27 protein-coding genes are annotated in these 26,348 nt (G+C 71.2%); 18 read left to right on the top strand and 9 right to left on the bottom strand.

Features of this window, described 5'->3' with window-relative positions; genetic code table 11:
- Positions 1 to 2: 2 nt before the first annotated feature.
- Together rsmD and ACPWUT_RS07870 are read right to left on the bottom strand one after the other, a co-directional pair.
- The gene (gene rsmD / locus ACPWUT_RS07875; protein ID WP_425836301.1) at positions 3 to 584 is read right to left on the bottom strand and encodes a 16S rRNA (guanine(966)-N(2))-methyltransferase RsmD; all 582 of its coding nucleotides are present in this window, start codon (positions 582 to 584) and stop codon (positions 3 to 5) included.
- On the bottom strand, positions 581 to 1,165 hold the full coding sequence (locus ACPWUT_RS07870) for a 1-acyl-sn-glycerol-3-phosphate acyltransferase (RefSeq protein WP_284527419.1): 585 nt from the start codon (positions 1,163 to 1,165) through the stop codon (positions 581 to 583). Before ACPWUT_RS07870 ends, rsmD begins: the two co-directional genes overlap by 4 nt.
- A gap of 61 nt (positions 1,166 to 1,226) precedes the next feature.
- Between ACPWUT_RS07870 and ACPWUT_RS07865 the strand changes: the two genes are divergently transcribed.
- Genes ACPWUT_RS07865 through mutM form a run of 6 tightly spaced genes read left to right on the top strand, consistent with a single transcriptional unit; the run spans position 1,227 to position 6,308 of the window.
- A complete protein-coding gene (locus ACPWUT_RS07865; protein WP_425836297.1) occupies positions 1,227 to 3,386 on the top strand; it encodes an ATP-dependent DNA helicase RecG in 2,160 nt (719 codons plus the stop codon).
- A gap of 19 nt (positions 3,387 to 3,405) precedes the next feature.
- Positions 3,406 to 3,903, top strand: coding sequence for a pantetheine-phosphate adenylyltransferase (coaD, locus tag ACPWUT_RS07860; protein WP_284527417.1), 498 nt, complete (start codon positions 3,406 to 3,408; stop codon positions 3,901 to 3,903).
- 9 nt (positions 3,904 to 3,912) lie between these two features.
- Positions 3,913 to 4,476: a YceD family protein gene (locus ACPWUT_RS07855; protein WP_425836294.1), complete on the top strand. Its 564-nt coding sequence runs from the start codon at positions 3,913 to 3,915 to the stop codon at positions 4,474 to 4,476.
- A 2-nt stretch (positions 4,477 to 4,478) separates the two neighbouring features.
- On the top strand, positions 4,479 to 4,688 hold the full coding sequence (gene rpmF, locus ACPWUT_RS07850) for a 50S ribosomal protein L32 (RefSeq protein WP_050721097.1): 210 nt from the start codon (positions 4,479 to 4,481) through the stop codon (positions 4,686 to 4,688).
- 14 nt (positions 4,689 to 4,702) lie between these two features.
- Entirely contained in the window at positions 4,703 to 5,395 is a 693-nt protein-coding gene (gene rnc, locus ACPWUT_RS07845) for a ribonuclease III (protein ID WP_284527415.1), read from the top strand.
- Positions 5,388 to 6,308: a bifunctional DNA-formamidopyrimidine glycosylase/DNA-(apurinic or apyrimidinic site) lyase gene (mutM, locus tag ACPWUT_RS07840; RefSeq protein ID WP_425836287.1), complete on the top strand. Its 921-nt coding sequence runs from the start codon at positions 5,388 to 5,390 to the stop codon at positions 6,306 to 6,308. Before rnc ends, mutM begins: the two co-directional genes overlap by 8 nt.
- Positions 6,309 to 6,317: 9 nt before the next feature.
- Here mutM and ACPWUT_RS07835 read toward each other — a convergent pair whose 3' ends face one another.
- The 3 genes from ACPWUT_RS07835 to ACPWUT_RS07825 form a co-directional block, all read right to left on the bottom strand.
- Entirely contained in the window at positions 6,318 to 7,400 is a 1,083-nt protein-coding gene (locus ACPWUT_RS07835; protein WP_284527413.1) for a GNAT family N-acetyltransferase, read from the bottom strand.
- Positions 7,397 to 8,482, bottom strand: a complete 1,086-nt coding sequence (locus ACPWUT_RS07830; RefSeq protein WP_284527412.1) for a GNAT family N-acetyltransferase — start codon at positions 8,480 to 8,482, stop codon at positions 7,397 to 7,399. Before ACPWUT_RS07830 ends, ACPWUT_RS07835 begins: the two co-directional genes overlap by 4 nt.
- A gap of 91 nt (positions 8,483 to 8,573) precedes the next feature.
- Positions 8,574 to 8,834, bottom strand: a complete 261-nt coding sequence (locus ACPWUT_RS07825; RefSeq protein WP_284527411.1) for a hypothetical protein — start codon at positions 8,832 to 8,834, stop codon at positions 8,574 to 8,576.
- Between the two features lie 376 nt (positions 8,835 to 9,210).
- On the opposite strand from ACPWUT_RS07825, the gene smc reads away from it, so the two are divergent.
- From smc to ACPWUT_RS07805, 4 genes are all read left to right on the top strand, one after another.
- Entirely contained in the window at positions 9,211 to 12,711 is a 3,501-nt protein-coding gene (gene smc / locus ACPWUT_RS07820; RefSeq protein WP_425836282.1) for a chromosome segregation protein SMC, read from the top strand.
- Between the two features lie 89 nt (positions 12,712 to 12,800).
- The gene (ftsY, locus tag ACPWUT_RS07815) at positions 12,801 to 13,673 is read left to right on the top strand and encodes a signal recognition particle-docking protein FtsY (RefSeq protein WP_425836279.1); all 873 of its coding nucleotides are present in this window, start codon (positions 12,801 to 12,803) and stop codon (positions 13,671 to 13,673) included.
- A gap of 59 nt (positions 13,674 to 13,732) precedes the next feature.
- On the top strand, positions 13,733 to 14,233 hold the full coding sequence (locus ACPWUT_RS07810; RefSeq protein WP_284527408.1) for a DUF2004 domain-containing protein: 501 nt from the start codon (positions 13,733 to 13,735) through the stop codon (positions 14,231 to 14,233).
- A gap of 6 nt (positions 14,234 to 14,239) precedes the next feature.
- On the top strand, positions 14,240 to 14,626 hold the full coding sequence (locus ACPWUT_RS07805) for an MmcQ/YjbR family DNA-binding protein (protein WP_425836275.1): 387 nt from the start codon (positions 14,240 to 14,242) through the stop codon (positions 14,624 to 14,626).
- Here the strand turns inward: ACPWUT_RS07805 and lipA are convergent.
- Positions 14,623 to 15,642 carry a lipoyl synthase gene (lipA, locus tag ACPWUT_RS07800; RefSeq protein WP_425836272.1) on the bottom strand — a complete coding sequence of 340 codons (1,020 nt, stop codon included), beginning with the start codon at positions 15,640 to 15,642 and terminating at the stop codon, positions 14,623 to 14,625. The two genes, ACPWUT_RS07805 and lipA, sit on opposite strands and share 4 nt — an antisense overlap.
- A complete protein-coding gene (gene lipB / locus ACPWUT_RS07795) occupies positions 15,639 to 16,280 on the bottom strand; it encodes a lipoyl(octanoyl) transferase LipB (protein ID WP_425836269.1) in 642 nt (213 codons plus the stop codon). Before lipB ends, lipA begins: the two co-directional genes overlap by 4 nt.
- 58 nt (positions 16,281 to 16,338) lie before the next feature.
- On the opposite strand from lipB, the gene ACPWUT_RS07790 reads away from it, so the two are divergent.
- The 4 genes from ACPWUT_RS07790 (at position 16,339) to ACPWUT_RS07775 (ending at position 21,905) form a co-directional block, all read left to right on the top strand.
- On the top strand, positions 16,339 to 17,289 hold the full coding sequence (locus tag ACPWUT_RS07790; RefSeq protein WP_425836266.1) for a TetR family transcriptional regulator: 951 nt from the start codon (positions 16,339 to 16,341) through the stop codon (positions 17,287 to 17,289).
- 87 nt (positions 17,290 to 17,376) lie between these two features.
- The gene (gene ffh, locus ACPWUT_RS07785; protein WP_284527403.1) at positions 17,377 to 18,927 is read left to right on the top strand and encodes a signal recognition particle protein; all 1,551 of its coding nucleotides are present in this window, start codon (positions 17,377 to 17,379) and stop codon (positions 18,925 to 18,927) included.
- A gap of 99 nt (positions 18,928 to 19,026) precedes the next feature.
- Entirely contained in the window at positions 19,027 to 20,202 is a 1,176-nt protein-coding gene (locus ACPWUT_RS07780) for a hypothetical protein (protein ID WP_284527402.1), read from the top strand.
- Entirely contained in the window at positions 20,202 to 21,905 is a 1,704-nt protein-coding gene (locus ACPWUT_RS07775) for a glycosyltransferase (RefSeq protein ID WP_425836262.1), read from the top strand. The genes ACPWUT_RS07780 and ACPWUT_RS07775 overlap by 1 nt, the downstream gene beginning before the upstream one ends.
- Here the strand turns inward: ACPWUT_RS07775 and ACPWUT_RS07770 are convergent.
- Complete coding sequence (locus ACPWUT_RS07770) at positions 21,899 to 23,062, bottom strand: glutamate--cysteine ligase (protein WP_284527400.1); 1,164 nt, start codon at positions 23,060 to 23,062, stop codon at positions 21,899 to 21,901. The two genes, ACPWUT_RS07775 and ACPWUT_RS07770, sit on opposite strands and share 7 nt — an antisense overlap.
- A 183-nt stretch (positions 23,063 to 23,245) precedes the next feature.
- Here ACPWUT_RS07770 and rpsP point away from each other — a divergent pair, with 183 nt between their 5' ends.
- From rpsP to trmD, 4 genes are read left to right on the top strand one after another with little or no spacing between them, the layout of a single operon-like run.
- Entirely contained in the window at positions 23,246 to 23,677 is a 432-nt protein-coding gene (gene rpsP, locus ACPWUT_RS07765; RefSeq protein WP_284527399.1) for a 30S ribosomal protein S16, read from the top strand.
- A 4-nt stretch (positions 23,678 to 23,681) separates the two neighbouring features.
- A complete protein-coding gene (locus ACPWUT_RS07760; protein WP_284527398.1) occupies positions 23,682 to 23,912 on the top strand; it encodes an RNA-binding protein in 231 nt (76 codons plus the stop codon).
- A gap of 1 nt (position 23,913) precedes the next feature.
- Complete coding sequence (gene rimM / locus ACPWUT_RS07755) at positions 23,914 to 24,531, top strand: ribosome maturation factor RimM (protein WP_425836257.1); 618 nt, start codon at positions 23,914 to 23,916, stop codon at positions 24,529 to 24,531.
- A gap of 1 nt (position 24,532) precedes the next feature.
- A complete protein-coding gene (trmD, locus tag ACPWUT_RS07750) occupies positions 24,533 to 25,228 on the top strand; it encodes a tRNA (guanosine(37)-N1)-methyltransferase TrmD (RefSeq protein ID WP_284527396.1) in 696 nt (231 codons plus the stop codon).
- 18 nt (positions 25,229 to 25,246) lie between these two features.
- On the opposite strand, the gene ACPWUT_RS07745 is transcribed toward trmD, so the two are convergent.
- Entirely contained in the window at positions 25,247 to 26,338 is a 1,092-nt protein-coding gene (locus ACPWUT_RS07745) for an alpha/beta hydrolase (protein ID WP_284527395.1), read from the bottom strand.
- Positions 26,339 to 26,348: the final 10 nt, after the last annotated feature.

Genomic DNA, 26,348 nt, shown 5'->3' with positions numbered 1-26,348 from the left:
GACTACTCCTCGGGGTCGAGCTCGCTCGTGTCGGCCGTGAGCCACCAGATCGCGGTGTCCCCATAGCGCTTGTGCCTGTCGCTGGTCATCCCGCGCGGGAGGGTCGGCTCGGGCGATCGCGCCGCGCGTTCGACGATGACGAGGCCCCCGGGGGCGAGGCGGGACGCGACGAGCGCGAGCGTCGCGGCGAGCTCGGTCTCGCCGAGGTCGTACGGCGGATCGATGAAGACGACGTCGAAGGGCGTGGCCGCGGAGCGCAGGAAGGCATCGGCCGTGGCGCGGTGGACCCGGATCACGGCGCCCGGGACGGCGCGCTGCACGGTGCGGGCGTTGCGCTCGGCGACGGCGGCCGCGCGCGGCGCACGCTCGACGAGATCGGCCGAGGCGGCGCCCCTGCTGACGGCTTCAAGGGCCAGCGCGCCCGACCCCGCGTACAGGTCGGCGACGACGGCGCCGGCGAGGACTCCGGCGGATTCCAGCGCACCGAAGAGGGACTCCCGGACGCGGTCGCTGGTGGGGCGCGTGCCGGCATCGGGGACGGCCAGGGTGAGCGAGCCGGCGGCGCCGGCGATGATCCGTGTCACGTCCCCACGCCGTGCGGCGCCTCGGACGGCAGCCGCGGTTCGACGCGCAGCTCGGGGCGGAGACCGGCCTTGTCGGCGTAGAACGCCCGGATGCGGTCCATGTCCGCGGCGACGTCGCCGGTCAGCGCGAGCGTGGGGCCCAGGCCGGTGGTCATGGTGGTCCGGTCGACGTAGCCGAGGGTCAGCGTCATCCCCGCCTCGCGGGCGATCCGGTAGAAGCCGCTCTTCCAGTGGGTGTGCGGCCCGCGCGTGCCGTCGGGGGTCACGACCAGGCCGAAGACCTCGCCGGCGTGCGCGCGCGCGACGACCTCGGACACCACGCGTCCGGCGTCGCGCCGGTCGACCGGGATGCCGCCGAGGCGACGCATGAGGGGTCCGCGCCACCCGCGGAAGAGCGAGTCCTTCCCGAGCCAGCGGATCGGGATCTCCAGCCGCCACGCGATGGCGAGCATGAGGACGAAGTCCCAGTTCGAGGTGTGCGGCGCGCCGACCAGGACCGTCGGGGCGACGGGCGCGGGCTCGGTGCGCAGGGTCCAGCGGCTGAACGTCCAGAAGACACGGGCGACGGCGCGTCGGATCATCCGTCCACTGTACGCGGGCGCGGGTCGCGCCCGCGTCGGCGCCGCTCCCTAGACTCGACTCATGCCGCCTGTCACGCTGTCCTCGACCCTCGAGGAGGTCGTCGGCGCGAAGACCGCGGCGACGCTGCGACGGGCGTTCGGCATGACCACGGTGGGCGAGCTCCTGGCGCACTATCCCCGCCGCTATGCGCGCCGTGGCGAGCTCACCCCGATCGCGTCGCTTCCCGTCGGCGAGCAGGTGACGATCGTGGCCGAGGTGCGCTCGGTGTCGGTGCGCCCGATGCGCGGGCGCCCCGGCACGCTCCTCGAGGTCGTCATCAGCGACGGCGCGGGCACGGTCAACCTCACCTTCTTCAACCAGCAGTGGCGGCAGGCCGACCTCCGCGTGGGGCGGCAGGGCATCTTCTCGGGCAAGGTGGGGGAGTTCAAGCAGCAGAAGCAGTTCGCCCATCCGGACTACGAGCTCTTCGACGACGAGGGCGAGGCGCGCCAGAGCGCGGAGGCGCGTCAGCGCCAGCCGATCCCGATCTACCCCGCCACCAGCACCGTGTCGAGCTGGCAGCTCCACAAGACGATCGTCGCCGTGCTGAGCCGCGTGACCGAGATCCCCGATCCGCTGCCCGAGGCGCTGCGACGCGCCGAGGGCCTCCTGCCCGCCCTCACCGCCGTGCGGCACCTCCACACCCCCGACGACATCGAGCAGATCGACCCGGCGCGTCACACGCTCCGCATGCACGAGGCCTTCGTCCTCCAGGCCGCCCTCCTGCAGCAGCGGCAAGAGGTGCGGGCGCTGGCGGCGACCGCACGGCCGGCGGGGGAGCTGCTCGAGCGCTTCGACGCCTCGCTGCCGTTCGCGCGCACCCCCGATCAGGTGACCGTCGGCGACCGCATCGAGGCCGACCTGCAGGCGGACTGGCCGATGAACCGCCTCGTGCAGGGAGAAGTGGGATCGGGCAAGACCCTCGTCGCACTGCGCGCCATGCTCCAGGTCGCGGAGTCGGGCGGGCAGTCTGCGCTCATCGCCCCCACCGAGGTGCTGGCCGCGCAGCATCTCCGCTCGATCGCGCGCATGCTGGGTCCGCGGCTGGCGCCCGAGCTCATGCCCACGCTCCTCACGGGGCAGCTCCCCGCCGCCGAGCGACGCAAGGCGGCGCTGCGGGTGGCGTCGGGCCAGGCGCGCATCGTCGTCGGCACGCACGCGCTCCTCAGCTCGACGACCACCTTCGCCGACCTCGGGCTCGTCGTCGTCGACGAGCAGCACCGCTTCGGCGTCGAGCAGCGCGAGACGCTGCGCGCCAAGGGCACCGCGCCGCACGTGCTCGTGCTCACCGCGACGCCCATCCCGCGTACGGTGGCGATGACCGTGTTCGGCGACCTCGACGTGTCCACCATCCGCACGCTGCCGGCCGGCCGTGCGGGCATCGAGACGTTCGTGGCACCCCTGGCCGAGAAGCCGGGGTGGTTCGCCCGCGTCTGGGAGCGGATCACCGAGGAGGTCGCGCTGGGGCGGCAGGCATTCGTCGTCTGCGCGGCGATCGACGCCGCGGCCAAGGAGCCGGATCCGGACGCGCCGTCCGCGCCGGCGGTCGAGGGGGAGACGGAGCGCACCCGGTGGGGCGTGGTGCAGGTGGCCGAGATGCTCGCTCGCGACGAGTCGTACCGCGACGTGCGGGTCGAGGTCCTCCACGGCAAGATGCCCGCCGAACAGAAGGACGCCGTGATGCAGGCGTTCGCGCGCGGCGAGATCGACGTGCTCGTCGCGACGACGGTCGTGGAGGTGGGCGTCGACGTGCCGAATGCGTCCACGATGGTGATCCTCGAGGCCGACCGCTTCGGAGTCTCCCAGCTCCACCAGCTGCGCGGGCGGGTCGGCCGCGGCGGGCTGCCGGGGCTGTGCCTGCTGGTGACCGAGGCCGCTGTCGGCACGATGGCGCGCTCCCGGGTGCAGGCGGTGGCGCGCACGAGCGACGGATTCGAGCTGGCGGAGGTCGACCTCGAGCTGCGGGGCGAGGGCGATGTGCTGGGCGACGCGCAGTCCGGCGCGCGTTCGTCGCTGCGCCTGCTGCGGGTGGTCGCCGACGCCGACCTCATCGCCCGCGCCCGCGCGGCCGCGGAGCGCGTGCTGGCCGAGGACCCGACCCTGGCGTCCCATCCCGGTCTCGCGGACGCCATCGATCGACGGGTCGGCCAGCAGGAGCGCGCCGCGCTCGCGAAGAACTGACCCCGGTAGGCTGGACGACATGAACAACCGCATCGCGGTCGTCCCGGGATCGTTCGACCCGCCGACGCTCGGCCACCTCGATGTCATCCGACGGGCGGCCTCGCTGTACGACCAGCTCCACGTCCTGGTGGTCCACAACCCCGGCAAGGAGGCGATGCTCCCGCTGGCTCAGCGCCTGACCCTGCTGGAGCAGTCGGTCGCCGACGCCGGCATCGAAGGCGACATCGTCGTCGCCTCGTGGAGCATGGGGCTGCTGGTCGACTACGCCGTCGACGTCGACGCGGGCGTGCTCGTGAAGGGCATCCGCTCGCAGGTCGACGTGGCCTACGAGACGCCGATGGCGATCGTCAACCGCCACCTCGCCCACGTGGAGACCGTCTTCCTGCTGCCCGATCCTGCGCACGCGATGGTGTCGAGCTCGCTGGTACGTCAGGTGGCGGCGCTGGGCGGCGACGTGTCGCCGTTCGTCCCCGCACCCGTCGCGCGCTTCCTCGACACGGGTGCGCGAGAGAACTGAGGAGCACCGATGTCACGCAAGCATCTGAACGGTCCGTTCGTCTTCCCCGTCCGCGACATCGTCCGCCACCCGGGCGAGATGCGCGAGCACCGTGTGGAGGTCGCGTCGCCCGCGAAGTGGGGAGAGGGACTGGTCTCCGTCGCGGAGGGCGAGATCATCGACCTCGACGTCCGGCTCGAGTCGGTCCACGAGGGCATCCTCGTGTCCGCGCAGATCGACACGGAGTACACGGGGGTGTGCGGACGGTGCCTCACCGACATCGCCCAGCCCCTCGAAGTCGAGTTTCAGGAGCTCTTCGGGTATCCTGGTGAAGAAGCGAATGACTTCGAGGTTCAAGACGACCACGTGGATCTTGAAACTCTGGTCAGGGATTCGATCGTCCTGTCGCTTCCCTTCCAGCCGGTGTGTCAGCCGGATTGCCCCGGACTCGATCCGAACACGGGCGAGAGGCTGACGTCCGACGCCGTGCCGGAAGCCCCGGTCGATCCGCGCTGGGCCGCGCTGAAGGCCCTCACCCCAGACCACGACGGCGAGGCAGTGCGCCCCGCCGCCGACGACACAGAGAAGAGCTAGCCATGGCAGGTAACCCCCCGAAGCGGAAGGTCTCCCGCTCCAACACGCGTTCGCGCCGTGCGCAGTGGAAGGCCGAGGCCCCCGCGCTCGTCAAGACCGTCGAGAACGGCAAGGTCGTCTACAGCCGTCCGCACCAGGCGAAGGTCGTCACCGACTCGCAGGGTACCGAGCTGTTCCTCGAGTACAAGGGCCGCAAGGTCGCCGACGTCTGAACGACGGTCACGTCGTGACGGACGTCTTCATCGAGCACTCGGTGCTCGCCGACAAGCTCGGGGTCGATATCGACCCCGAGCTTCTGTCGCTCGCGCTGACGCATCGGTCCTTCGCGTACGAGAACGGCGGCATCCCGCACAACGAGCGCCTCGAGTTCCTCGGCGACTCGATCCTGGGGCAGGCCGTCACCGTCCACCTCTTCACGCGGCACCCGCAGCTGGACGAGGGCTCGCTGGCGAAGCGCCGGGCCAGCGTCGTCTCGACCGTCGCCCTGGCCGAGGTCGCCCGGAGCATCGAGCTCGGCTCGCACCTGCGTCTCGGACGCGGTGAGGACCAGACCGGCGGACGGGACAAGGACTCCATCCTGGCCGACACGATGGAGGCGGTGTTCGGCGCGACGTTCCTCTCCGCGGGCCCCGAGGCGGCGACCGCACTGGTCCTGCGGCTCCTCGAGCCGCTCATGACCGACCCGGAGCGCTACGGCGCGGCGATGGACCCGAAGACCAGCCTGCAGGAGCTCGCCGCACGGCTGAGCCTCGCGCCGCCCGTGTACACGGTCACCGCGGAGGGACCGGATCATCACCGCCGCTTCACGGCGACCGTGTCGGTGGGCGAGGTGTCCTGCACCGGATCGGGCTCGAGCAAGAAGCAGGCGGAGATGGCGGGAGCCCTCGCCGTCTGGCGCGAGCTCTCCGCGCGTGCCTGAGCTCCCCGAGGTCGAGGTCGTCCGCGCCGGCCTCGCACCCGCCGTCACGGGCGCCACCATCCTCGGCGCCGACGTGTTCGATCCGCGCGCGCTGACGCGTCACGTCGGCGATCCGGCGTCGTTCGAGGCTGCGGTCTCCGGTCGACGTGTCGTCGCCGCAGCCCGGCGCGGCAAGTTCCTGTGGCTGCCGCTGGCCGACGACGACCGCGATCGCGAGGGCGAAGGCGAAGGCGAGGCGATCGTGGCGCACCTGGGCATGAGCGGCCAGCTGCTGCTGCGTTCGCCCGGGTCCGCCGCCGAGCGGCACGAGCGCATCCGGCTGCACGTCGTCCACCCCGCGCACGGCGAGCTCGATGTCGTCTTCGCCGATCAGCGCACCTTCGGCTCGCTGGCGGTGGACCGTCTGACCCCGACCTCCGACGGTGCGCCCGGAGGCTGGGGAACGGACGCTGCGGCGACACCGTCGCAGGTGGCCCACATCGCCCGCGATCCGCTCGACCCCGCCTTCGACGACGGCCTCTTCCGCACCCGCTTGGCGCGCACCGCCTCCGCCATCAAGCGCGTGCTCCTCGACCAGACCGTCGTGAGCGGCATCGGCAACATCTATGCCGACGAGTCGCTGTGGGCCGCACGGATCCACCCCGAGACCGCCGCCTCGGCCCTGCCGGCGCGCACCGTGAACCGGCTGCTGGAGGAGGTGAGGATCGTCCTCGAACGCGCCCTTGCCGAGGGCGGCACGAGCTTCGACGCCCAGTACGTCAACGTCAACGGGCAGGCGGGTTACTTCGCCCACTCGCTGCGGGCCTACGGCCGGACCGGCGAGCCGTGCCCGCGCTGCGGCCGGCCGATCGTCCGCGTGTCCTTCACGAACCGGTCGAGCCACTACTGCCCCCACTGTCAGCGCCGACGCTGATCCCCGTCCTCACTCGAGCACGCGCTGCCACGCTCCCGCCACGGTCAGCGGCGCGAAGCCGATCGCCTCATTCACATCGAGCATGGGACGGTTCTCCTCGGCGTTGAACGTCGAGACGAAGGGGGAGGTCGGGACGAGCTCCGCCCACCGCAGCAGATTGGCGCACTTCACGATGGTCCCGAGCCGCCGTCCCCGGTGCTCGGTGACGACGAGGGTTCCCCACTGATTCGTCGGGCGCGTGCGGTCCTCCCCGATGCCCAGCTCGTTGTACGCGACGAGGCGTCCGGTCGGGATGTGCTCGACGGCTGCCACTGCGATGAGGAGCCCGCCCGCGGCCAGTCGCCGATCCCGATGCACGACCCGCTCGACGTCCCACGTCTCCTCCGGCAGATCGAGGTCGCCCATCGGCACGTCGGTCGACATGCGCGACAGGATGTACGCGTAGGCCTCGCGGTGCTCCTCGGGGGTGGCGCCCGTCCAGGTCACCACGCGGTAGTCGGCGCCGGCGTGGGCGAGCGCCTCATCGAGCATCCGGCGGACGTCCGCCAACGATCCGCGCAGGTCGAACGCACTGTTGCGCTCGACCTGCTGCAGCACGAAGCCGTGGTCCAGGAAGAACCGCGACCATTCGTCCCGCGGCACGCTGCCGAAGCCCGTCGGCGCGTCGAGCCGCTCGCCGGGAGCGTCGACCCGGTGGAGGGAGAAGGTCTGCAACGATGTCCGTCCCGCTTCCCGCGCATCGTCGATCAGCCGCCGCATCAGCAGCTCCTCGACGCCGTGCCCGCGGCCCTCGGGCGCGGTCAGGAGATCGAACTCGAGGTTGCGGGCGCCGTCCTCCCGAGACATGCTCCACTGCAGGGCGCCGACCGGTTCGCCGTTGCGCCGCACGAGGTGGCCCCCGCGGGCGATGTAGCGCTGGTCGAGCCACGACGGCAGCATCTCCGTCGGCTCCCACCGCAGGTGGTCGAGGCCGATGTCGTACTCCACGCCGCGGTTGAAGACCTCGATCATGTCGACGAAGTCGCGTGCCTCGGCGTCCGTGATCGCGTGCGGCACCGCCACCCGCTCGACGCTCAGCGTCTCGACGGTCATGAGAGCACCTTCTTCCACGCGCCCTCGTACGCGACCGGGCGGAAGCCGATCGCCTCGTTGATGTCCAGCATGGGACGGTTCTCCTCCGCGTTGTAGGTGATCACCTTCGGTGAGCGGGGGGCGATGTCCCGCCAGGTCTTGAGAGCTGCGCACTTGACGAGCTGTCCCAGCCGATGGCCCCGGTGCTCCTTGAGGACGAGGGTGTCCTCCTGGTTGGTCGGCCGTGTGCCGTCCGCGCCGATGCTGAGCTCGTTGAAGGCGACCAGGTCGCCGGTCGCGATGTGCTGGGCGGCGGTCACGAGCACCGTCATGCCGCCGTCGAGCCAGCGGCGATCGTGGCGTGCCACCCGGTCGGCATCCCACGCCTGCTCGTCGAACTCCATCCCGGCCGCCGGTGCATCCGTCGACATGCGGGACTTCATCCAGGCGAATCCGGCGACGTGCTCGGCGGGGGTCGGCGGCGACCACTGCACGATCCGGTATCCCGCGGCGGCGCGCTCCGCATCCGCGAGCAGGCGCTCGACGGTCGGTGCGCTCGCCACGAGATCGAGGTCGCTGCGACGCTCGATCTGCTCGAGCACGTAGCCCTGCGAGAGATAGAACCGCGCGGCGCGATCGCGCGGGATCGTGCCGAAGCCGGTCGGCGCGCTCAGCCGCGGGCCGTCTGCTTCGGCGTGCTGCGCCCAGGACTGCAGCACCGTCCGGCCGTGCTCCCGGGCCGCCCGCTCGACGAGCGGGTACGCCGCGGTGCCGATGCCTCGGCCCTGATGCGAGCGGAGCAGTTCGATCAGCCAGTAGGCCGAGCGGGACCCCTCCTCGTGCGGGATGTCGACACCCACCCGGCCCACGACCGCGCCGTCGGCGACGACCATCCAGCTGAGACGCGTCTCGTCGGGGTCGGGCTGATAGTGAGGCAGGAGTTCGGTGGGAGTGAGGGCGTCGTCGTCGTTGCCGCCGATCTCGGCGTACACGGCGTTTCGCACACGAGTCATCTCGATGAAGTCGGTGGCGTCGTCGTCGCCGATGTGCGCGGGGATCGTGAGCGGGCGGAACTCGACGTCGAGTCCGTTGATGGTGGTCATGATGGTGATCCGTTCGTCAGAAGTGAAGAGGTGAGAGGGCGGATGCCGGTGCGTCCGTGGTCGTGTGGCCTTCGGAGCACCGGCACCCGCATCACAGGTGGGGGAGTCGGTGGCAGCGCAGCTGCCAGTCCAGCTCCCGGGTTGCGCGGTCGCGCTGGGCGCGACGCGCGGTCGCGGTGGTCTGCAGCTGCGGCCGGGTGCTCCACAGCAGGAGCGCCAGGGCCACGCGCAGGGCGACGCGATCGGGCAGAGCAGTCCGCGGGGTGCGGTCCTGCAGCGGGAGATGCGACAGCGGGACGGTGTCGTCGGATCGCCGACGGTCCGAGCGCTGCGGCGCGGTGAGAGTGTTCATGAGAGTGTGCTTTCGCTGAAAAGGGGTGGATGCCGAGAGAGCGGCGGAGATCGTGCCGCAGCACGAGGGGACGGGCGACGGATCAGCCCGGGCAGGAAACGGTCATCGAGCCCGGTAACGGGCAGACTCGTCCCCTGCGGGGATCAGATGAACGCGTGCGTACGCGTGTTCTGGAAGGCGCCGAAGGAGATGGTCCCGGCGCACGCGAGACGCGGAGTCATTCCTCCGGTGGTGTTCATGTGCATCATTTCGGGACCTCCTTTCTCGACTTCTGACGCGGAGAGTGACGATAGCGCGTGGCTGGCACCGCCGTCAAGCGCGGTGCCGGTAGCGTGGTCGCGACAGCTGCGCGACACCTGACGGAGGACGACCGCCCATGCACCTGAAGAGCGTGACGCTCAAAGGCTTCAAGTCGTTCGCGCAGCCGACCACTTTCGCCCTCGAGCCCGGCGTCACGTGCATCGTCGGACCCAACGGGTCGGGCAAGTCGAACGTCGTCGACGCCCTGGCCTGGGTGATGGGGGAGCAGGGTGTGAAGACCCTCCGGGGCGGGAAGATGGAGGACGTCATCTTCGCCGGCACGGCAACGCGCGGACCGCTCGGTCGCGCCGAGGTGCAGCTGACGATCGACAACAGCGACGGTGCGCTCCCGATCGCCTACAGCGAGGTCACGATCAGCCGCACCCTCTTCCGCAACGGCAGCAGCGAGTACGCGATCAACGGGGAGACCTGCCGGCTGCTCGACGTGCAGGAGCTGCTCAGCGACTCCGGCCTCGGTCGGGAGATGCACGTGATCGTCGGTCAGGGCCGGCTCGACAGCGTGCTCCAGGCCAGTCCTGAGGACCGCCGCGGCTTCATCGAGGAAGCCGCCGGGATCCTGAAGCATCGACGCCGCAAGGAGAAGACCCTCCGCAAGCTCGACGCGATGGAAGCCAACCTGATGCGGCTGAGCGACCTCGCCGGCGAGCTGCGTCGTCAGCTCAAGCCGCTGGGCAAGCAGGCCGAGATCGCGCGCGAGGCGGCCACGATCGCGGCGGTCGTGCGCGATGCGAAGGCGCGCCTGTATGCCGATGAGCTCGTGTCGCTGCGCACGCAGCTCGCCGACCACGCGCGCACCGAGCACGAGCGGCATGCGGAGCGCATCGTGCTGCAGGATCAGGCCGAGCAGCTCAAGCTGCGCATCGACACGCTGGAGGCTCAGCAGCGCTCCGAGGGGGTCGATCGCGCACGTGCGGCGGCGTTCGGGCTCGAGCAGGTCCAGGAGCGGCTGCGCGGCCTGTACTCGCTGGCGGGTCAGCGGCTCGCGCTGCTCGAAGACGACGGACAGCTCGCGCTCGAGGTCGCGACGGTGAGCCAGGCGAGCATCGACGAGGCGCGGGTGGACGTCGACGAGATCGCATCGGGGCTCGGCGCGGCTCAGGACGCGGCCGCTGCAGCGTCGCGTGACGTCATCCGTGCCCGCGCCGAGCTCGACGCGCTCGATGCGGACATCGCGGCGCAGAGCGCCCTCGTCTCCGAGCACGACATGCGACTCACCGCGCTGCGCGGTTCGGCGGAGGCCGCCGCGTCGCGCCTCGAGGCGGTGCGCGGCGCCGTCGAGCGTCAGCAGCGCGCACTCGACGCGGCGCTGCAGCGACGGGTGGACGCCGAGGAGGCTCTCGCCGGGGTGGAGCCCGAGCTCGTGCCGGAGGGGTCGTCGGCCGAGTTCGCCGCCGCCTACGAGCGTGCTCAGCGCGACGCGGGCGAGGCGGAGTCGCAGGTCACGGCGCTGCGCGAGCGTCTGCACGCCGCGGAGCGCGAGGTGGAGTCGCTCACGGCCCAGGCAGCGGCACTCGGGCGGGCGCTCGATGTGCGCAACGCCGCCGCGGCGCTGATCGCGCGCGGCGGGGACGGGATCCGAGGTCTCGTCGGCGATGCCGTCAAGGTGACCGCGGGCTACGAGGCGGCGATCGCCGCGGCGCTCGGCTCACTCGCCGAAGGGGTGCTCGTCGTCGATCTGGCGTCCGCACTCGAGGTCGCGCGCACCGCACAGGACGCAGATCTCGGCACCGTGGACATCGCCCTCGCGGACGGCGGGCCCGTTCCTGCACCGCGGGTGCTCGCCGGCGCCACCCCCGCGCTCGAGGTCGTGACGGCTCCGGACGGTGTGCGCGGCGTGCTCGCGTCGGTGCACATCGTCGACGACCTGGCCGCGGCGCACGCGCTGACGGCCGAGCTCCCGGCCGACGAGTCGCCCGTCACCCTCGTCACCCGCGCCGGAGAGATCGTCACCGCGTACACCGTGCGCGCCGGCTCCGGCTCGGGACGCTCCCGCCTGGAGCTCGCGGCGGAGCGCGATGCCGCGACCGACCGGCTGAGCGAGATCGTGGTCGTCGCCGACTCCCTCCGCGAGGCACTCGCGGACGCCCAGGCAGGCTGGGACGACGCGCGACGGCGCACGCGGGAGTCGCTGCAGACGCTGCGCGAGCACGACGCCGCGCTGGCCGCGCACAGCGAGCAGGTGAACCGGGCGACGGTGCGCCACGAGGCCGCGATCGCCGAATGCGAGCGACTGGAGGCCGGGGTGCGGCAGGCCCAGTCCGCCGTCGCCGACGCCGAGGCGGCTGCGCGGACGGCCGAGGAGGCACTCGCGCGGGCCCAGGACGCACCCCGCCCCATCCTCGACGCCTCCGCCCGCGACGGTCTGCTCGCCGAGCTGGAGCAGGCGCGCGACGGCGAGATGCGTGCGCGACTCGACGTCGAGACCCTGAAGGAGCGGGTGCGCGCCGGGGAGGCCCGGGTCGTGCAGCTGGAGCGCCAGCGGGAGCGCGAGCGGTCCGCCGCGGAGGAGGCGGCCCGGCGGGCGGTCCTCCGCCGGGCGCAGCGGGAGATCGCCGCCGAGGTCGCCGGGCAGCTGCCGCCGCTGCTCGACTCCGTGGATCGGTCGGTGTCCCAGGCCCGTGTCGAGCTGCAGCTGGCCGAGCAGGCGCGCAGCGCCGTCACCGCCGAACTGGTCGACCTGCGCGCCCAGGACGCGTCGGTCAGAGAACGCCTGAGCGGCCTCACGGAGAGCGTCCACGGGCTCGAGCTGCAGATGCACGAGAAGCGCCTCCACGTCACCTCCCTGCTCGAGAGGGTGGGCAGCGAGCTCAGTCTCAGCGAGGATATTCTCATTTCGGAATATGGTCCGGATCAGCTGATCCCCACCGAGGGCGAGGAGGACGGCGAGGCCTACGACCGCGCCGCGCAGCGGCGTCGACTGCAGGACGCCGAGCGCAAGCTGGCTCAGCTCGGGCGGGTGAATCCGCTGGCTCTGGAGGAGTTCGCCGCGCTCGAGCAGCGCCACGCCTTCCTCACCGAGCAGCTGGCCGACCTCAGCCAGACCCGGGCCGATCTGCTCACGATCATCGAAGAGCTCGACGAGCGGATGCAGACGATCTTCCTCGCGGCGTTCGAGGACACGAAGGTCGCGTTCGGCGAGGTGTTCCCGATCCTGTTCCCCGGAGGCTCGGGAAGCATCTCGCTCACCGACCCGGACAATCCGCTCACCACCGGCATCGAGGTGTCCGTGCGACCGGTGGGCAAGAAGATCGAGCGGCTGTCGCTCCTGTCCGGTGGCGAGCGATCGCTGGCCGCCGTGGCGCTCCTGACGGCGATCTTCAAGGCGCGGCCGAGTCCCTTCTACATCCTCGACGAGGTCGAGGCCGCCCTCGACGATGCGAATCTGGGTCGGCTTCTCGGCGTCTTCGAGCAGCTGCGCGCCTCCAGTCAGCTGATCGTCATCACCCACCAGAAGCGGACGATGGAGATCGCCGACGCCCTGTACGGCGTCTCGATGCGGCAGGACGGCGTCTCGGCTGTCGTGGGGCAGCGCGTCCGGGAGCACGTGCCGTCCTGACCGCCGCCGCGGTGCCTCGGTGCGCGTCGATCGGCGGGGCAGGCGGCGAGGTGCGCGCCCGGGTGCGGGCGAACTCCTAGGCTGGACGCATGGCGGAGAACTCCTGGTCGCTCGGTCGCGCGCTGCGCGGCATGTTCGTCAAGCCCACGATCGACGAGACCACCTGGGAGGACCTGGAGACCGCCCTCCTGACGGCGGACTTCGGCCCCGACATCACCGAGCGGCTCCTGGACGAGCTCCATGAGAAGGTGGACCGGTTCCGGACCACGGACCCGCGCGATCTGCAGCGCATGCTGAAGGAGACCCTCGAGGAGCACTTCGCGGCCTTCGACTCGACCCTGCGGCTGACGGAGCGTCCCGCGGTGGTGCTGGTGGTCGGCGTGAACGGGGTGGGCAAGACGACCACCATCGGAAAGCTCGCCGCCTACCTCCGCCGGTTCGAGCGGTCGGTCGTCGTGGGCGCCGCGGACACCTTCCGTGCCGCTGCCGTCGACCAGCTCGCGACCTGGGCCGAACGCGGTGGGGCGACGATCGTCCGGCCGCAGCACGAGGGGCAGGACCCGGCATCGGTCGCGTACCAGACCATCGACCACGCGGTGCAGACCGGCACCGAGATCGTGCTCGTCGACACCGCCGGCCGCCTGCACACCAAGGGCGGCCTCATGGACGAGCTGAGCAAGATCCGGCGGGTGGTGGAGAAGCTCGCCCCGATCAGCGAGGTCCTGCTCGTGCTGGACGCCACCACGGGGCAGAACGGCGTCATGCAGGCGCAGGCGTTCCTCGAGCACGCGGGCGTCACGGGACTCGTGCTGACCAAGCTCGACGGCTCGGCCAAGGGCGGTTTCGTCCTCGCGGTCCAGGAGCGCACCGGCATCCCGGTGAAGCTGCTCGGGCAGGGCGAGGGGATCGGCGACCTCACCGGCTTCACCCCGCACGTCTTCGTGTCGGCGCTGGTCGATTGAGCGCCGCGACATGCGTCACCGGGCTCGCATGATGGCCGCGAGGGTGGTTGCATAGGGCCATGGCGATCGAGCACGACTACTTCGGCCTGCTGGAGTCGGGGCCGGACGGATCGATCTTCTGGAGCGAGGCGATCGACTTCGGCGACCAGAGGGTCACCGTCGATCTGACCGCGCCCGATCAGGACGACGTCTCGCCTGCGGCGTTGGATGTCGCGGCGGCCATGATCTCCTCCCTCGAGGCGATCGATCTGCAGGCGCGCAACGCCATGGTCTCCGAGCTCGACGATCGCACCAGCGAGGTCACCGAGTACATCCTGCAGCAGCAGGAGCAGATGGGCGAGGAGATCGAGGACTTCCTCGTGGACATCTCCGGCGACGTCCACATCGACGTGATCCGCTCCCTGCAGCTGGTGAGCATGACGATCCTCGCCGACGAGCACGGCGGTGCCGACCCGTTCGCCGTGCTCGAGTACGCGCTCGATCGGGACGCCACCGACGAGGTGCTCCTGGTGAACCTCACCAGCGACGGCGCCGTGCAGTCTGTCACCAGCGCCGACTGAACGCGGATGCCCGAGGTCGACGACGTCCGGCGGGTGGTCCTGGGGCTGCCGGGCGCCGAGGAGCGGCAGACCACCGGCGGTGCGGCCTGGTTCGTGCGGGGCAGACTGTTCGCCTGGGAGTGCCACCCGTGGCCGAGCATCCCCGAGCCGGTGCGCGCGGTGATCCTCGCCGAGGCTGTCGTCGGAGCCAAGGTCGGCGACCCCGACGACGCCCGGGCGCTGCGGGAGATGGATCCGGCCGTCTTCCTGCCGCAGACGACGCGGTGGGGCGAGCCCAAGATCGCGTTCCGGCTGGGTGCGATCGACCCGGGACACCTGACCGAGCTTCTCGTCGAGGCCTGGCGCACGCAGGCGCCGAAGTACCTCGTCCGCGAATGGGAATCCGCCGGCTAGACCGCCTGCGCGAACCCGCCGTCGGCCGTCAGGTGCACCAGGTGGGCGGGGATCTCACGGCCGTGAGACGCCATCGACTGCGCCCAGAGCCGTCCGGCGCGGTAGGAGGAGCGCACGAGCGGACCGGCGAGCACGCCGAGGAATCCGATGCGCTCGGCCTCCTCCTTGAACGCCACGAACTCCTCGGGCTTCACCCACCGCGCCACCGGGAGGTGGCGGGGGGTGGGGCGCAGGTACTGCGTGATCGTGATGATGTCGGTGCCCGCGTCACGCAGGTCCTGCAGCGCCTGCACGACCTCTTCCGGCTCCTCGCCCATGCCGAGGATGAGGTTGGACTTCGTGATGAGTCCGGCGGCGCGCGCCTGGGTCAGCACGTCGAGCGAGCGCTCGTAGCGGAAGGCGGGACGGATGCGCTTGAAGATGCGGGGCACCGTCTCCACGTTGTGGGCGAAGACCTCCGGCCGAGCGTCGAAGACCTCGGACAGCAGCGCCGGGTCGCCGTTGAAGTCGGTGGCGAGCAGCTCGACGCCGGTGCCGGGGTTGCGCGCGTGGATCTGACGGACGGTCTCCGCGTTCAGCCAGGCGCCGCCGTCGGGGAGGTCGTCGCGCGCCACGCATGTGACGGTGGCGTACCGCAGCCGCATCCGCTCGACGCTCTCGGCGACGCGCCGGGGCTCGTCGATGTCGTAGTCGGCGGGCTTGCCGGTGTCGATCTGGCAGAAGTCGCAGCGCCGGGTGCACTGCGAGCCGCCGATGAGGAACGTCGCCTCGCGATCCTCCCAGCACTCGTAGATGTTCGGGCACCCGGCCTCCTGGCACACGGTGTGCAGCTGCTCGTCCTTCACGAGGGCGTGGAGGGCCTGGTACTCGGGGCCCATCCGAGCCTTGGTCTTGATCCAGTCGGGCTTGCGCTCGATCGGCGTCTGCGCGTTGCGCACCTCGAGCCGGAGGAGTCTGCGCCCCTCGGGCGCTGCCTGCCCGGCGTTCTGCCCGCCCGGGGCGGTGCCGCAGCTCACGCGGCGACCGCCGAATCGAAGGCGGCCTGGAAGGCCGAGGCGACCGTGTCGACGACATCGGCGGGGGAGATGTCGGTGCCGGCGATCTCGCTGAGGGTCGTGACCCCGGCGTCCGAGATCCCGCAGGGCACGATCTGGGAGAACGGGAGCAGACTGTTGTCGCAGTTGAGTGCGAAGCCGTGCATGGTCACGCCGCGCTGCACCCGCACGCCGATGGCCGCGATCTTGTCCTCCGACAGGGGACGGCGCACCCAGACGCCGCTGCGTCCCTCCACCCGGTAGCCCTCGACGTCGAAGGCGGCGAGGACCTCGATCAGCACCGCCTCCAGCCGGCGCACGTGTGCGACGACGTCGACGGGCTCGGCGAGGCGCACGAGCGGGTACCCGACCAGCTGGCCGGGCCCGTGCCAGGTGATCTTCCCGCCGCGGTCGACATCGATCACGGGCGTGCCGTCGGTCGGGCGCTCGTGACGCGCGGTCCGGGCGCCGGCGGTGAACACCGGCTCATGCTCCAGCAGCAGGAGCGTGTCGGGTCGTGCTCCGGCGACGATCTCGCCGTGCAGGCGGCGCTGGAGCTCCCAGCCGTCGCCGTAGGGAACGTACGTCGGTGCGAGGCCGATCGTCTGGATGTCGAGCACGCCGTCTCCTTCGCGATTGCTGGACTGCGTCCAACAATAGCCTGGATATGGTGGGGAGATGAGCACCGGTCGTCCCAAGTCGTCGTCCCGCGAGGTCCTGGCCGAGGCGGCGTGCGAGCTGTTCCTCGAAAAGGGATACGAGGGCACCACGGTGGGCGACATCGCGCTGCGCGCCGGCGTGAGTCGATCGAGCTTCTTCAACTACTTCTCCTCGAAGTCCGACGTGCTCTGGGCGGGGCTCGATGCGCGCATCGACGCGGCCGAGGTCTCGCTGTCCGACGGTGCGGACGTGCGCGAGGCGCTTCTCGGGATCGCGAGCGGCTTCGCGCCCGACGCGCTGGCGCTCGCTCTGGTGAACGCGCCCGCGATGGGGATCGAGTCCGAACTGGTCCGGGAATCCGCCGGCCGCCGCGGTCGCATCGCCGATGCGGTGTCGCGCCGGCTGCGACTCGGGGGAGCCGGGGCGGTCGTCGCCGAGGTGGCCGGTGCCGCCCACGGCGGCGCGGTGCTCGCGGCCATCGGCGAATGGGCTTGCCGTGGTGCGGGCAGCACGTCCCTCCCCGACGTGCTGCGCGGCGCACTCGATGCGGCCGCAGCCACCCTGCCGCGCGCCGTGCGCCAGTTGCGCGTCGTCGCCCGCGCCGACCATTTCGAGGGGGCGGTGCGGTTCTACCGGGACGTGCTCGGGATGACCGAGCTCGACGCGTTCCAGGGCGACGGGGGAGCCCGGGTCGTGATCCTCGACGCGGGGCGCGCCACCCTCGAGCTGGCGAACGCGGCCCAGATCGACCTCATCGACGCGGTCGAGACCGACGGCGACGCGCCGAGCGATCCGATCCGCGTGGGTCTGGAGGTCGCCGACACGATCGAGTCCACCGCGTCGGTCCTCGAGGCGGGCGCGCTGCTGGAGGCCGGCCCGCGTGAGACGCCGTGGCGGTCGCGCAACGCGCGGGTCCGCGGGGCCGCGGGTCTGCAGCTCACGCTGTTCCAGGAACTCGACGCGCCCTGACCGCCGCGCGACGCCCGACGGGCGGACCGGCCGCCCCGGTGCGGTCGGCCGCTCCGCTCCGCGCCGCTCCCGTAGAATCGGGGCATCATGGCGACTTTCGGCACACTCTCCGACCGGCTCACAGAGACCTTCCGCAATCTGCGGACCAAGGGCAAGCTCACGCCCGCCGACGTCGACGGCACCGTCCGCGAGATCCGTCGCGCGCTCCTTGACGCCGACGTCGCGCTCGGCGTCGTCAAGGACTTCACCGCGAAGGTGCGCGAGCGCGCGCTCGGCGACGAGGTCAGCCGCGCGCTGAACCCCGCCCAGCAGGTGGTCCAGATCGTCAACGAGGAGCTCGTCGCGATCCTCGGCGGACAGCAGCGCCGGCTGCAGTTCGCCAAGAACCCGCCGACCGTCATCATGCTCGCGGGCCTGCAGGGCTCGGGCAAGACGACCTTCGCCGGCAAGCTGGCGCGCCTTCTCGAGAAGGACGGTCACACGCCTCTCCTGGTGGCGGCCGACCTGCAGCGGCCCAACGCCGTCAACCAGCTCCAGGTCGTGGCCCAGCGCGCCGGAGCGGCCGTCTTCGCCCCCGAGCCCGGCAACGGCGTCGGGGATCCGGTACGCGTCGCGCGCGACGGTGTCGAGCACGCGCGCCGCCAGCAGCACGACGTCGTCATCATCGACACCGCCGGCCGCCTCGGCGTCGACGCGGAGCTCATGAAGCAGGCCGCCGACATCCGCCGGGCCGTCGACCCGGACGAGGTCCTGTTCGTCATCGACGCGATGATCGGTCAGGACGCCGTCAACACCGCCAAGGCGTTCCAGGACGGCGTCGACTTCACGGGCGTGGTGCTCTCCAAGCTCGACGGCGACGCGCGCGGCGGCGCGGCCCTGTCGGTCGCCTCCGTCACGGGTCGCCCGATCATCTACGCGTCGACCGGCGAGGGCCTGGAGGACCTGGAGGCCTTCCACCCCGACCGCATGGCGAGCCGCATCCTCGACCTCGGCGACATCCTGACCCTCATCGAGCAGGCCCAGGCCGCGTTCGACGAGGAGGAGGCCAAGAAGGTCGCCGAGAAGCTCGCGACCGAGCAGTTCACGCTCGAGGACTTCCTCGACCAGATGCAGCAGCTCAAGAAGATGGGCTCCATGAAGAAGATGCTCGGGATGCTCCCGGGCGCCGGGAACATGAAGCAGCAGCTCGAGAACTTCGACGAGCGCGAGATCGACCGCACCGAGGCGATCATCCGCTCGATGACGCCCATGGAGCGCCGCAACCCGAAGCTGCTCAACGGCTCGCGGCGCCTGCGCATCGCGCGCGGTTCGGGGATGACCGTCACCGACGTCAATCAGCTCGTCCAGCGGTTCGACCAGGCCGCGAAGATGATGAAGACCGTCGCGCGCGGCGGGGTGCCCCAGATCCCCGGGATGGGCCCGATGGGCGGCAAGCCCGGAGCGTCCAGCAAGCGGGGCGCGAAGCAGAAGAAGGGCGGCGGCTCCCGCTCGGGCAACCCGGCGAAGCGGGCCGCCGAGAACGCCGGCCTCGCCGCCACCGCCTCCGCCCCGAGCGGATCCGGTTTCGGTCTCGGCGGCGCGCCGCAGCCGTCCGAAGCCGACCTCGCCGAGATCCAGAAGCTCTTCGGCAAGGGCTGAGACACACGCGACCCGGCGCCCGCGTCGCCGCGCCGTCCGCCGCTAGGCTGACACCCGTGGGTCGACTGGGGACGTCTGGGGAGATGCGGCAGAGGAAGTGTGACTAGCAGGGTCTCGACGAGCAGGGTCTTCGAGCGCGACACGCCGCTCTTCCGTGAGAGCGTCAGCGGACGGCTCGACAAGTTCCCGCGCAACGCCTGGGCGCGATGGGGCCTGCGTCTTCTGATCGCGGCGTTCTATGCCGCGGTCGCCGTCTGGTTCCATGTGGCCACGGCGGGCGACTGGCAGGGGACGGCCAACGCCGCCCTGGCCGAGCGCGTGGGACGGCTGCTCAGCGGGGCGGACGGCAGCGACGGCGTCGCCGTGATCGGCGCCCTGTACCCGCCGCTCACGAGCCTCATCGCCATGCTCGTTCCCGGAGGGCCTCTCGGCCTGGCGATCGCGGGAAGTCTCGCGGCGGGGCTGATGCTGCAGCTGGTCGTGCAGTCGATGCGCCGGCGGCAGTTTCCCGTGTTCGTCCGGCTCGTCTTCATCCTGACCCTCGGCGCCACGCCCGTGTTCGCGTACATCGCCACGACGAACTTCGAGGCGATCGTCGGCCTGATGTTCTTCGGCCTGGGGATGATCGACCTCGTCCGCTTCGTGACCTGGGCGAACACGCAGGCAGGGTTCCGCGCGGGCATCCTCTTCGCCTGCGCGGCGTTCTCCGACTCCACCGTCACCTTCTCCGCCCTCGTGGCGGCCGTCGCCGGCACGCTCATCATCCAGTCGCGACCCGGCGCGCGGTTCGCGAACGCGTACGTGGTGGCGTTCCCGACGATCACCCTGTTCGTCTCGCTGGCGCTGCTCGGCATCGCGTTCGGTGCCGGCCCGCTCGCGATGATGCGCGGCGACCTGAGCTGGAGTCCGGATCGGTTCGAGGCGATGCTCGCCTTCTTCGCCACCCCGGCCGGCGTCGTCTACTTCGCCCCGGTGCTGCTGCTCGTGGTGACGAGCTTCGCGCTCCGGTTCCCGGGCACGGCGCTGATCGCGGTGCTGCTGACCGCCAGCACGCTGCTCGCCTTCATCCTGGGGCTCACGCCGCCCGGCACCGCGGGCATCAACTACACGCTGATGCTGCTCCTGGCGATCGCCATCGTCCCCACCCTGACCACACTGGCCCATACCCTGCTCACGTCCGCCGTGTCGGTCGTGCTGTGGGTGATCGGATGGCTGACGACACTGCAATGGGCGACCCTCGCCGACTGGGTGCGGGCGCTGGGAGGATTGTCATGATGTCCGACGGCACGCTGCTCTCGCCCGAGCTCCGCACGCGTTATGTGCAGGAGGGCTGGCTGCCGATCGGCCGCGAGGGCGACAGGGTCGTCATCGGAGCCTCGCACGAGCTCGGCCGCGCCGCGCGCACCGCGATCAGCGCGAGCGTGGGTGCGCCGATCTCGGTGCAGCCGCTGTCGCAGCGGGCGATCGTCGACCGGGTCGTCACCGAGTTCCGCGACGACTTCGCCGATCAGGCCGCCAACGGTCTCTACCTGACGGATCCCGGGCTGTCGGCGCGACGCGTGCTCTCGCGTTCGCAGCAGGTCGGCCTCGTCGTGCTCCTCGTGCTCGTGGTCGCGGCGCTCGTCCTGTGGACGCTGCCGACGATCATCGTCGGGATCGCCGTCGCCAGCATCGTCTTCCTCGCGAGTACGCTGTTCAAGTTCTCGGTCGCGCTGCACGGGTCCCGCTACGACCTCGTGCAGCGCGTGGACGCGGAGTCGATCGCCGCACTCGACGACGCCGATCTGCCGATCTACACCGTGCTGGTGCCGGTCTTCCGCGAGGCGCGCATCGTGGGGCGCCTCGTCGAGAACCTCGGACGGCTCGACTATCCGGCCGAGAAGCTCGAGGTGATCATCCTCGTGGAGGAGGAGGACGACGAGACCCGCGATGCGCTCGCGGTGTCCTCGCCCCCCGACAACTTCCTCGTGGTCACGGTGCCGAAGGGCTCGCCGCAGACGAAGCCCCGTGCGTGCAACGTGGGTCTGGAGGTGGCCCGCGGCGAGTTCCTCGTGATCTACGACGCCGAGGACGCGCCCGAGCCCGACCAGCTCAAGAAGACGGTCGTCGCCTTCTCGCGCGCCGACGCCTCCACCGTCGTGATGCAGGCCTCGCTCAACTACTTCAACGCGCGGGAGAACGTGCTGACCCGCATGTTCGCGCTCGAGTACAGCTACTGGTTTGACTACATGCTCGCGGGCCTGGACGTGCGCGACCTTCCGATTCCGCTCGGGGGGACCTCGAACCACTTCCGCACCTCCGCCCTCCGCGAGCTCGGTGGGTGGGATCCCTACAACGTGACGGAGGACGCCGACCTCGGCATCCGCGCGAGCGCTCTCGGCTACCGCGTGGGGGTGGTGGACTCCACAACGATGGAGGAGGCCACGAGCCGCATGGGGATCTTCATCGGTCAGCGCAGTCGCTGGATCAAGGGCTACATGCAGACCGCGCTCGTGCACGCACGGCGCCCGGGGCGGCTGATCGCCCAGGTCGGACTCCGCCGGTTCTTCTCGTTCGCGCTCCTCATCGCCGGCACGCCGCTGACGTTCCTCGGCGTGATCCCGTTCACCGCGCTGCTCATCGCCTCGTTCGCGGTGCCGTGGCTGGACATCTCCGACGCGTTCCCGCCGCTCGTCCTCTGGTTGTGCCTGCTGAACTTCCTCATCGGGAACGGGCTGATGGTGTACCTGAACATGATGGGCCCGTACAAGCGCGGCTCGTTCTGGCTGGTCGGCTGGGCTCTGCTGAACCCCGTCTACTGGCTCCTGCACTCCGCCGCGTCGTACAAGGCGCTGTGGCAGCTCATCACGAAGCCGCATTACTGGCAGAAGACAGAGCACGGCATGTCGACGTTCGAGCTGCACGACGCACCGGCCGAGGACCTCACGAGGGAGGCCGCCGAAGAGATCGGGGTGACGGAGCCCGCGCGGTCTCAGTGACCGAGTGCCGCGAGGTGGTCGCGCAGGGTGGGCCCCGCGCGGAACTCGCGGATGAGGTGCTGGACCACTTCCCGGAGGTCGCCGTCGGCGGCCTCGGCGACGAGGATCTGTCGTGCGTGGCTCGCCCCCTGCGTGAGGATGGTCTCGATGCCCGCGAGCTCGCGCGCGCAGTGGAGGTGGTCGGCGATGGGCGCCAGCTCGGCCACGGTCTCGCGCAGGTGATCGACGACGGGACGCTGGGTGCCGTCGCGATCGACGATGATCTGCGCGGCGAGTCCGTAGCGCGCCGCGCGCCACTTGTTCTCGCGCACGAACCACGGCGGGATGGTCGGGAGCTCGCGGCCCTCGTCCAGCTCCCGGGAGAAGTGCTCGACGAGCACCTGGACGAGCGCGGCCACGGCGGCCAGCTCGGGGAGCGTCGACATGCCGTCGCACGCGCGCACCTCGATCGTGCCCCAGCGCGGCGCGGGACGGATGTCCCACCGCACCTCCGTGGCGTCGGCCATGACTCCCGTGCGGACCATGTCGTCGAGGTAGGACTCGAACTGCGCCCATGAGGTGAGCGGCCAGGGCAGGCCGGCGGTGGGCAGCTGCTGGAAGACCAGTGCCCGGTTGGACGCGTAGCCCGTGCGCTCACCGGCCCAGAACGGGCTCGACGCCGAGAGTGCCTGGAGATGCGGGAGATAGACGGCCAGCGCGTTGATGATCGGGAACACCTTGTTCACGTCGTCGACGCCGACATGGATGTGGATGCCCCAGATCATCATGTTGCGCCCCCACCACTGCGTGCGCTCGATGAGGTTGTGGTACCGCGTCTTGTCGGTCACCTGCTGGTCGTACCACTGCGCGAACGGGTGGCTCCCGGCGCACAGCAGCTCGATCTCGCGGGGCGTCGTGAGGGTCCGGACGTGCGCGATCGCGTCGGCGATGTCGTCGACGGCGGCGGCGACGGTGTCGCCCACGCCGCTGGTGACCTCCACGGTGTTGGTGAGCAGCTCGCCGGTGACGGTGTACCGCTCCAGCTGCGTGCGCTCCTCGAGCTCGGGGAGGAGTTCCGGGGCGCGGGGGACCAGATCGCCGGTCTCCGGGTCGGCAAGCATGATCTCCCACTCCAGCCCCACGGAGGAGCGGGCGGATGTCGCGAACGGCACCGTCATGCGGACAGTCTGGCATGGGAGAGGCGGGTGGTTCGCAGCATGCGTCATGATCTGGCAAAATGGATCGCTGGACCTGTTGCTCGACCCTCTATCCGGCAGCGGTCCGCCCTCAGAGCTCCCGCCGGGTGTGCACCCCACTCTCCAGGCGACGTTCATTACTTCCCAACACCATTCAGGAGAATTGTGGCTGTCAAGATCCGTCTGAAGCGCCTCGGCAAGATCCGTGCGCCGTACTACCGCATCGTCGTGGCCGACTCGCGCACCAAGCGCGACGGTCGTGTCATCGAGGAGATCGGCAAGTACCACCCGACCGAGGAGCCCTCGTTCATCGAGGTCGACTCCGAGCGCGCGCAGTACTGGCTGTCCGTCGGCGCCCAGCCGACCGAGCAGGTCGCCGCGCTGCTCAAGCTCACCGGCGACTGGGGCAAGTTCAAGGGCGACAAGGACGCCGTCTCGACCGTGAAGACCGCCGAGGCCAAGTCCGAGTTCGTCGTGGACGACTCCAAGAAGTCGGTCATCAAGCCCAAGGTCGAGAAGAAGGCCGAGGAGCCCGCTCCCGCCGCCGAGACCGACGCCCCGGCCGACGCCGAGGCAGAGACCACCGAGGCCGAGTAAGACCGTGCTGGCCGCCGCGCTCGAACACGTCGTCAAGGGGATCGTGGATCACCCCGACGACGTCACCGTCCGTTCTTCGACGTCGCCGCGAGGCGACGTGCTCGAGGTGCGCGTGCACCCCGACGACCGCGGACGGGTGATCGGGCGCGGCGGACGCACCGCCAAGGCGCTGCGCACGCTCATCACCGCGCTGGCCGATGGCGCACGCGTGCGCGTCGACGTCGCGGACGACTGAGATGGCGGCCTCCGGAGCCGCGCGCACGCAGTTGCGCGTCGGCCGTCTCGTCAAGGCGCACGGGCTCAAGGGCGCCCTCAAGCTCGAGCTGTACACCGACGACCCCGACGGGCGCTTCGTGCCCGGCGCCGTCTTCACCCTCCAGGTTCCGGAGTCCTCGCCGTGGCACGGCAAGACCGTCACGGTGCGCGAATTCCGCTGGATGAACTCCCACCCGGTCGTCTTCCTCGACGGCGTCGAGGACCGCGATGCGGCCGAGTCGATCGTCCGGGCCATCCTCTGGATCGACCAGGACGAGACCGCGGGCGCCGAGGACGACGCCTGGTACGACCACCAGCTGGTCGGGCTCGAGGTCGTCCGGGACGGTGACGTCATCGGCCGCGTGGTGCGCGTCGACCACCTTCCTGCCCAGGACCTCCTGATCGTGAAGCTCAGTGGCGACCCCGACCGCGAGGTGCTGGTGCCGTTCGTCGCCGCGATCGTCCCCGAGGTCGACGTCGCGGCCGGGCGCGTGGTGGTCACCCCGCCCGCCGGGCTCTTCGAGGAGCTGCCGGGCGACGACGCCGACGAGCCGCGTCCCGCGGAGGGTCCCGCCGAGGACGCGGCGACCGAGGACTGACGTGCGCATCGACGTCGTCTCGATCTTCCCCTCCTTCTTCGACGTCCTCGAGGTGTCGCTGCTCGGCAAGGCCCGTGCGTCGGGTCTGATCGACGTGCGTGTGCACGACCTCAGGGACTTCACCCACGACCGCCACCGCACGGTCGACGACACGCCGTACGGCGGCGGCGCCGGCATGGTGATGAAGCCGGAGCCGTGGGGTGAGGCGATCGACGAGATCGTCGCCTCCGCCGGGCCGGATGCACGACCGACGTTCGTCTTCCCGTCGCCGGCGGGCGAGCGGTTCACCCAGGCCACGGCTCGTGAGTTCGCCGAGCTGCCGCACCTCGTCTTCGGCTGCGGCCGCTACGAAGGAATCGACGAGCGCGTCTTCGCCTATGCGGCGACCCGCGGGGACGTGCGACTGGTGAGCCTCGGGGACTACGTGCTCAACGGCGGCGAGGTGGCGGCGATGGCGATCATCGAGGCCGTCGGCCGCCTGATCCCGGGCGTCGTCGGCAATCCCGAGAGCCTCGTCGAGGAGTCCCACGAGGACGGCCTGCTGGAGTATCCGTCGTACACGAAGCCGGCCGCCTGGCGCGGCTACGAGGTCCCCGACGTGCTGCTCAGCGGTCACCACGGGCGCGTCGTCGACTGGCGTCGGGCGCAGCAGCTCGAGCGCACGCGCGAGCGCCGGCCCGACCTCCTGCCGGAGTGACGCGCGAGCGCGCCGAGCTCAGTCCGCGTGCAGGCCGCGCAGCGCTCCGATGACCTGCTCGTGCCACGCGCGCGACGCGGGCAGTGCGCCGGTGTAGATCGGCGTGTCGTGCGTGACGCCGAGATACCGCACCACCGTGGCATCCACGCCGCTCCGACGCAGCGCCGCGCCGTAGGCGGCTCCGTCGCCACGCAGCGTGTCGTACTCGGCGGTGAGGATCAGAGCGGGTGGAAGGCCGGTGTGGTCCGCCGCGCGCAGGGGTGAGGCGTAGGGGTGGCGGGCCTGTGCCGGAGAGGCGAGGTAGGTGCGGGCGATCGAGCGGAGCTCGCGCAGCACGATCAGCGCCGGCACGCCCATGCGCCAGGTGGGGCGCACGTCGATGTGCCTGCCGGTGAGGTCGGTCACCGGGACCTCCAGCACCTGCAGGCGCAGGCGGTGGCGGCGGCGGTCCCGGTTCATGAGGGTGACGGCGGCGGCGATCGCTCCGCCGGCGGAGGTGCCCGTCACGGCCAGCCGGGCCGGGTCGACGCCGAGCGCAGCACTCTCGCGGACGAGCCACTCGAGGGCGGCATGGCCCTGCTCCACCTGCGTCGGGAACCGGTGCTCGGGCGCCAGGTCGTAGGCGACGGCGACCACGACGACGTCGGCCTCCGCGGCGCGACGGCGGCAGGCGGCATCCGTGGTCGGGTAGTCGATGCCGCCGATGCGGAAGGCGCCGCCGAAGAAGTGGAGCGCTGCGGGGCGGACCCGGTCGTCGGCGGTGGGCCGGTAGACCCGCACCGTGACGTCCGGGAACCCCGCGACCGGGACGACGTGGTCGGACGTGATCGTCGGCGGGCCGGGTGTTCCCGCGCCGGCCAGCTCGTCGCGGTCCCAGGCGAGGGCGGCACGGCGGTGGCGGGCGCGAGCGCGGGCGGACCGCTCCGCGCGCGTCGGCGCCGCCGCCCCGGCAGCAGGGGCCGGGGTGGCGCTCGGCGCCCCCGTCACCGAGGCGGTCGCCCGCGAGAGCAGAGTCCACGGGCCCGCGGTGCGCAGCCGCTGCAGGGCCTGACGCAGCAGGTAGCGACGATGTCTGCGGAGCCGGTCGGCGAAGTAGGGGTCGAGCCTCATGATGGCCGGG

Origin of the sequence: Microbacterium sp. PA5 (genome assembly GCF_049860775.1) — a bacterium.
Lineage (GTDB): Bacteria > Actinomycetota > Actinomycetes > Actinomycetales > Microbacteriaceae > Microbacterium.
The sequence above is the reverse complement of the archived record's forward strand: the minus strand, read 5'-3'. Positions and strand labels throughout refer to the sequence as shown.

Bases quoted from the DNA above. Each gene is read 5' to 3' on its own strand.
- ffh (WP_284527403.1), top strand. From the start codon at position 17,377: ATGGCGACTTTCGGCACACTCTCCGACCGGCTCACAGAGACCTTCCGC.
- rimM (WP_425836257.1), top strand. From the start codon at position 23,914: ATGGCGGCCTCCGGAGCCGCGCGCACGCAGTTGCGCGTCGGCCGTCTC.
- ACPWUT_RS07835 (WP_284527413.1), bottom strand. From the start codon at position 7,400: ATGACCGTCGAGACGCTGAGCGTCGAGCGGGTGGCGGTGCCGCACGCG.
- ACPWUT_RS07805 (WP_425836275.1), top strand. From the start codon at position 14,240: ATGCCCGAGGTCGACGACGTCCGGCGGGTGGTCCTGGGGCTGCCGGGC.
- ACPWUT_RS07790 (WP_425836266.1), top strand. From the start codon at position 16,339: ATGAGCACCGGTCGTCCCAAGTCGTCGTCCCGCGAGGTCCTGGCCGAG.
- coaD (WP_284527417.1), top strand. From the start codon at position 3,406: ATGAACAACCGCATCGCGGTCGTCCCGGGATCGTTCGACCCGCCGACG.
- ACPWUT_RS07745 (WP_284527395.1), bottom strand. From the start codon at position 26,338: ATGAGGCTCGACCCCTACTTCGCCGACCGGCTCCGCAGACATCGTCGC.
- ACPWUT_RS07825 (WP_284527411.1), bottom strand. From the start codon at position 8,834: ATGAACACTCTCACCGCGCCGCAGCGCTCGGACCGTCGGCGATCCGAC.
- ACPWUT_RS07865 (WP_425836297.1), top strand. From the start codon at position 1,227: ATGCCGCCTGTCACGCTGTCCTCGACCCTCGAGGAGGTCGTCGGCGCG.
- ftsY (WP_425836279.1), top strand. From the start codon at position 12,801: ATGGCGGAGAACTCCTGGTCGCTCGGTCGCGCGCTGCGCGGCATGTTC.
- ACPWUT_RS07810 (WP_284527408.1), top strand. From the start codon at position 13,733: ATGGCGATCGAGCACGACTACTTCGGCCTGCTGGAGTCGGGGCCGGAC.
- ACPWUT_RS07855 (WP_425836294.1), top strand. From the start codon at position 3,913: ATGTCACGCAAGCATCTGAACGGTCCGTTCGTCTTCCCCGTCCGCGAC.
- ACPWUT_RS07870 (WP_284527419.1), bottom strand. From the start codon at position 1,165: ATGATCCGACGCGCCGTCGCCCGTGTCTTCTGGACGTTCAGCCGCTGG.
- ACPWUT_RS07770 (WP_284527400.1), bottom strand. From the start codon at position 23,062: ATGACGGTGCCGTTCGCGACATCCGCCCGCTCCTCCGTGGGGCTGGAG.
- rpmF (WP_050721097.1), top strand. From the start codon at position 4,479: ATGGCAGGTAACCCCCCGAAGCGGAAGGTCTCCCGCTCCAACACGCGT.
- smc (WP_425836282.1), top strand. From the start codon at position 9,211: ATGCACCTGAAGAGCGTGACGCTCAAAGGCTTCAAGTCGTTCGCGCAG.
- ACPWUT_RS07775 (WP_425836262.1), top strand. From the start codon at position 20,202: ATGTCCGACGGCACGCTGCTCTCGCCCGAGCTCCGCACGCGTTATGTG.
- ACPWUT_RS07830 (WP_284527412.1), bottom strand. From the start codon at position 8,482: ATGACCACCATCAACGGACTCGACGTCGAGTTCCGCCCGCTCACGATC.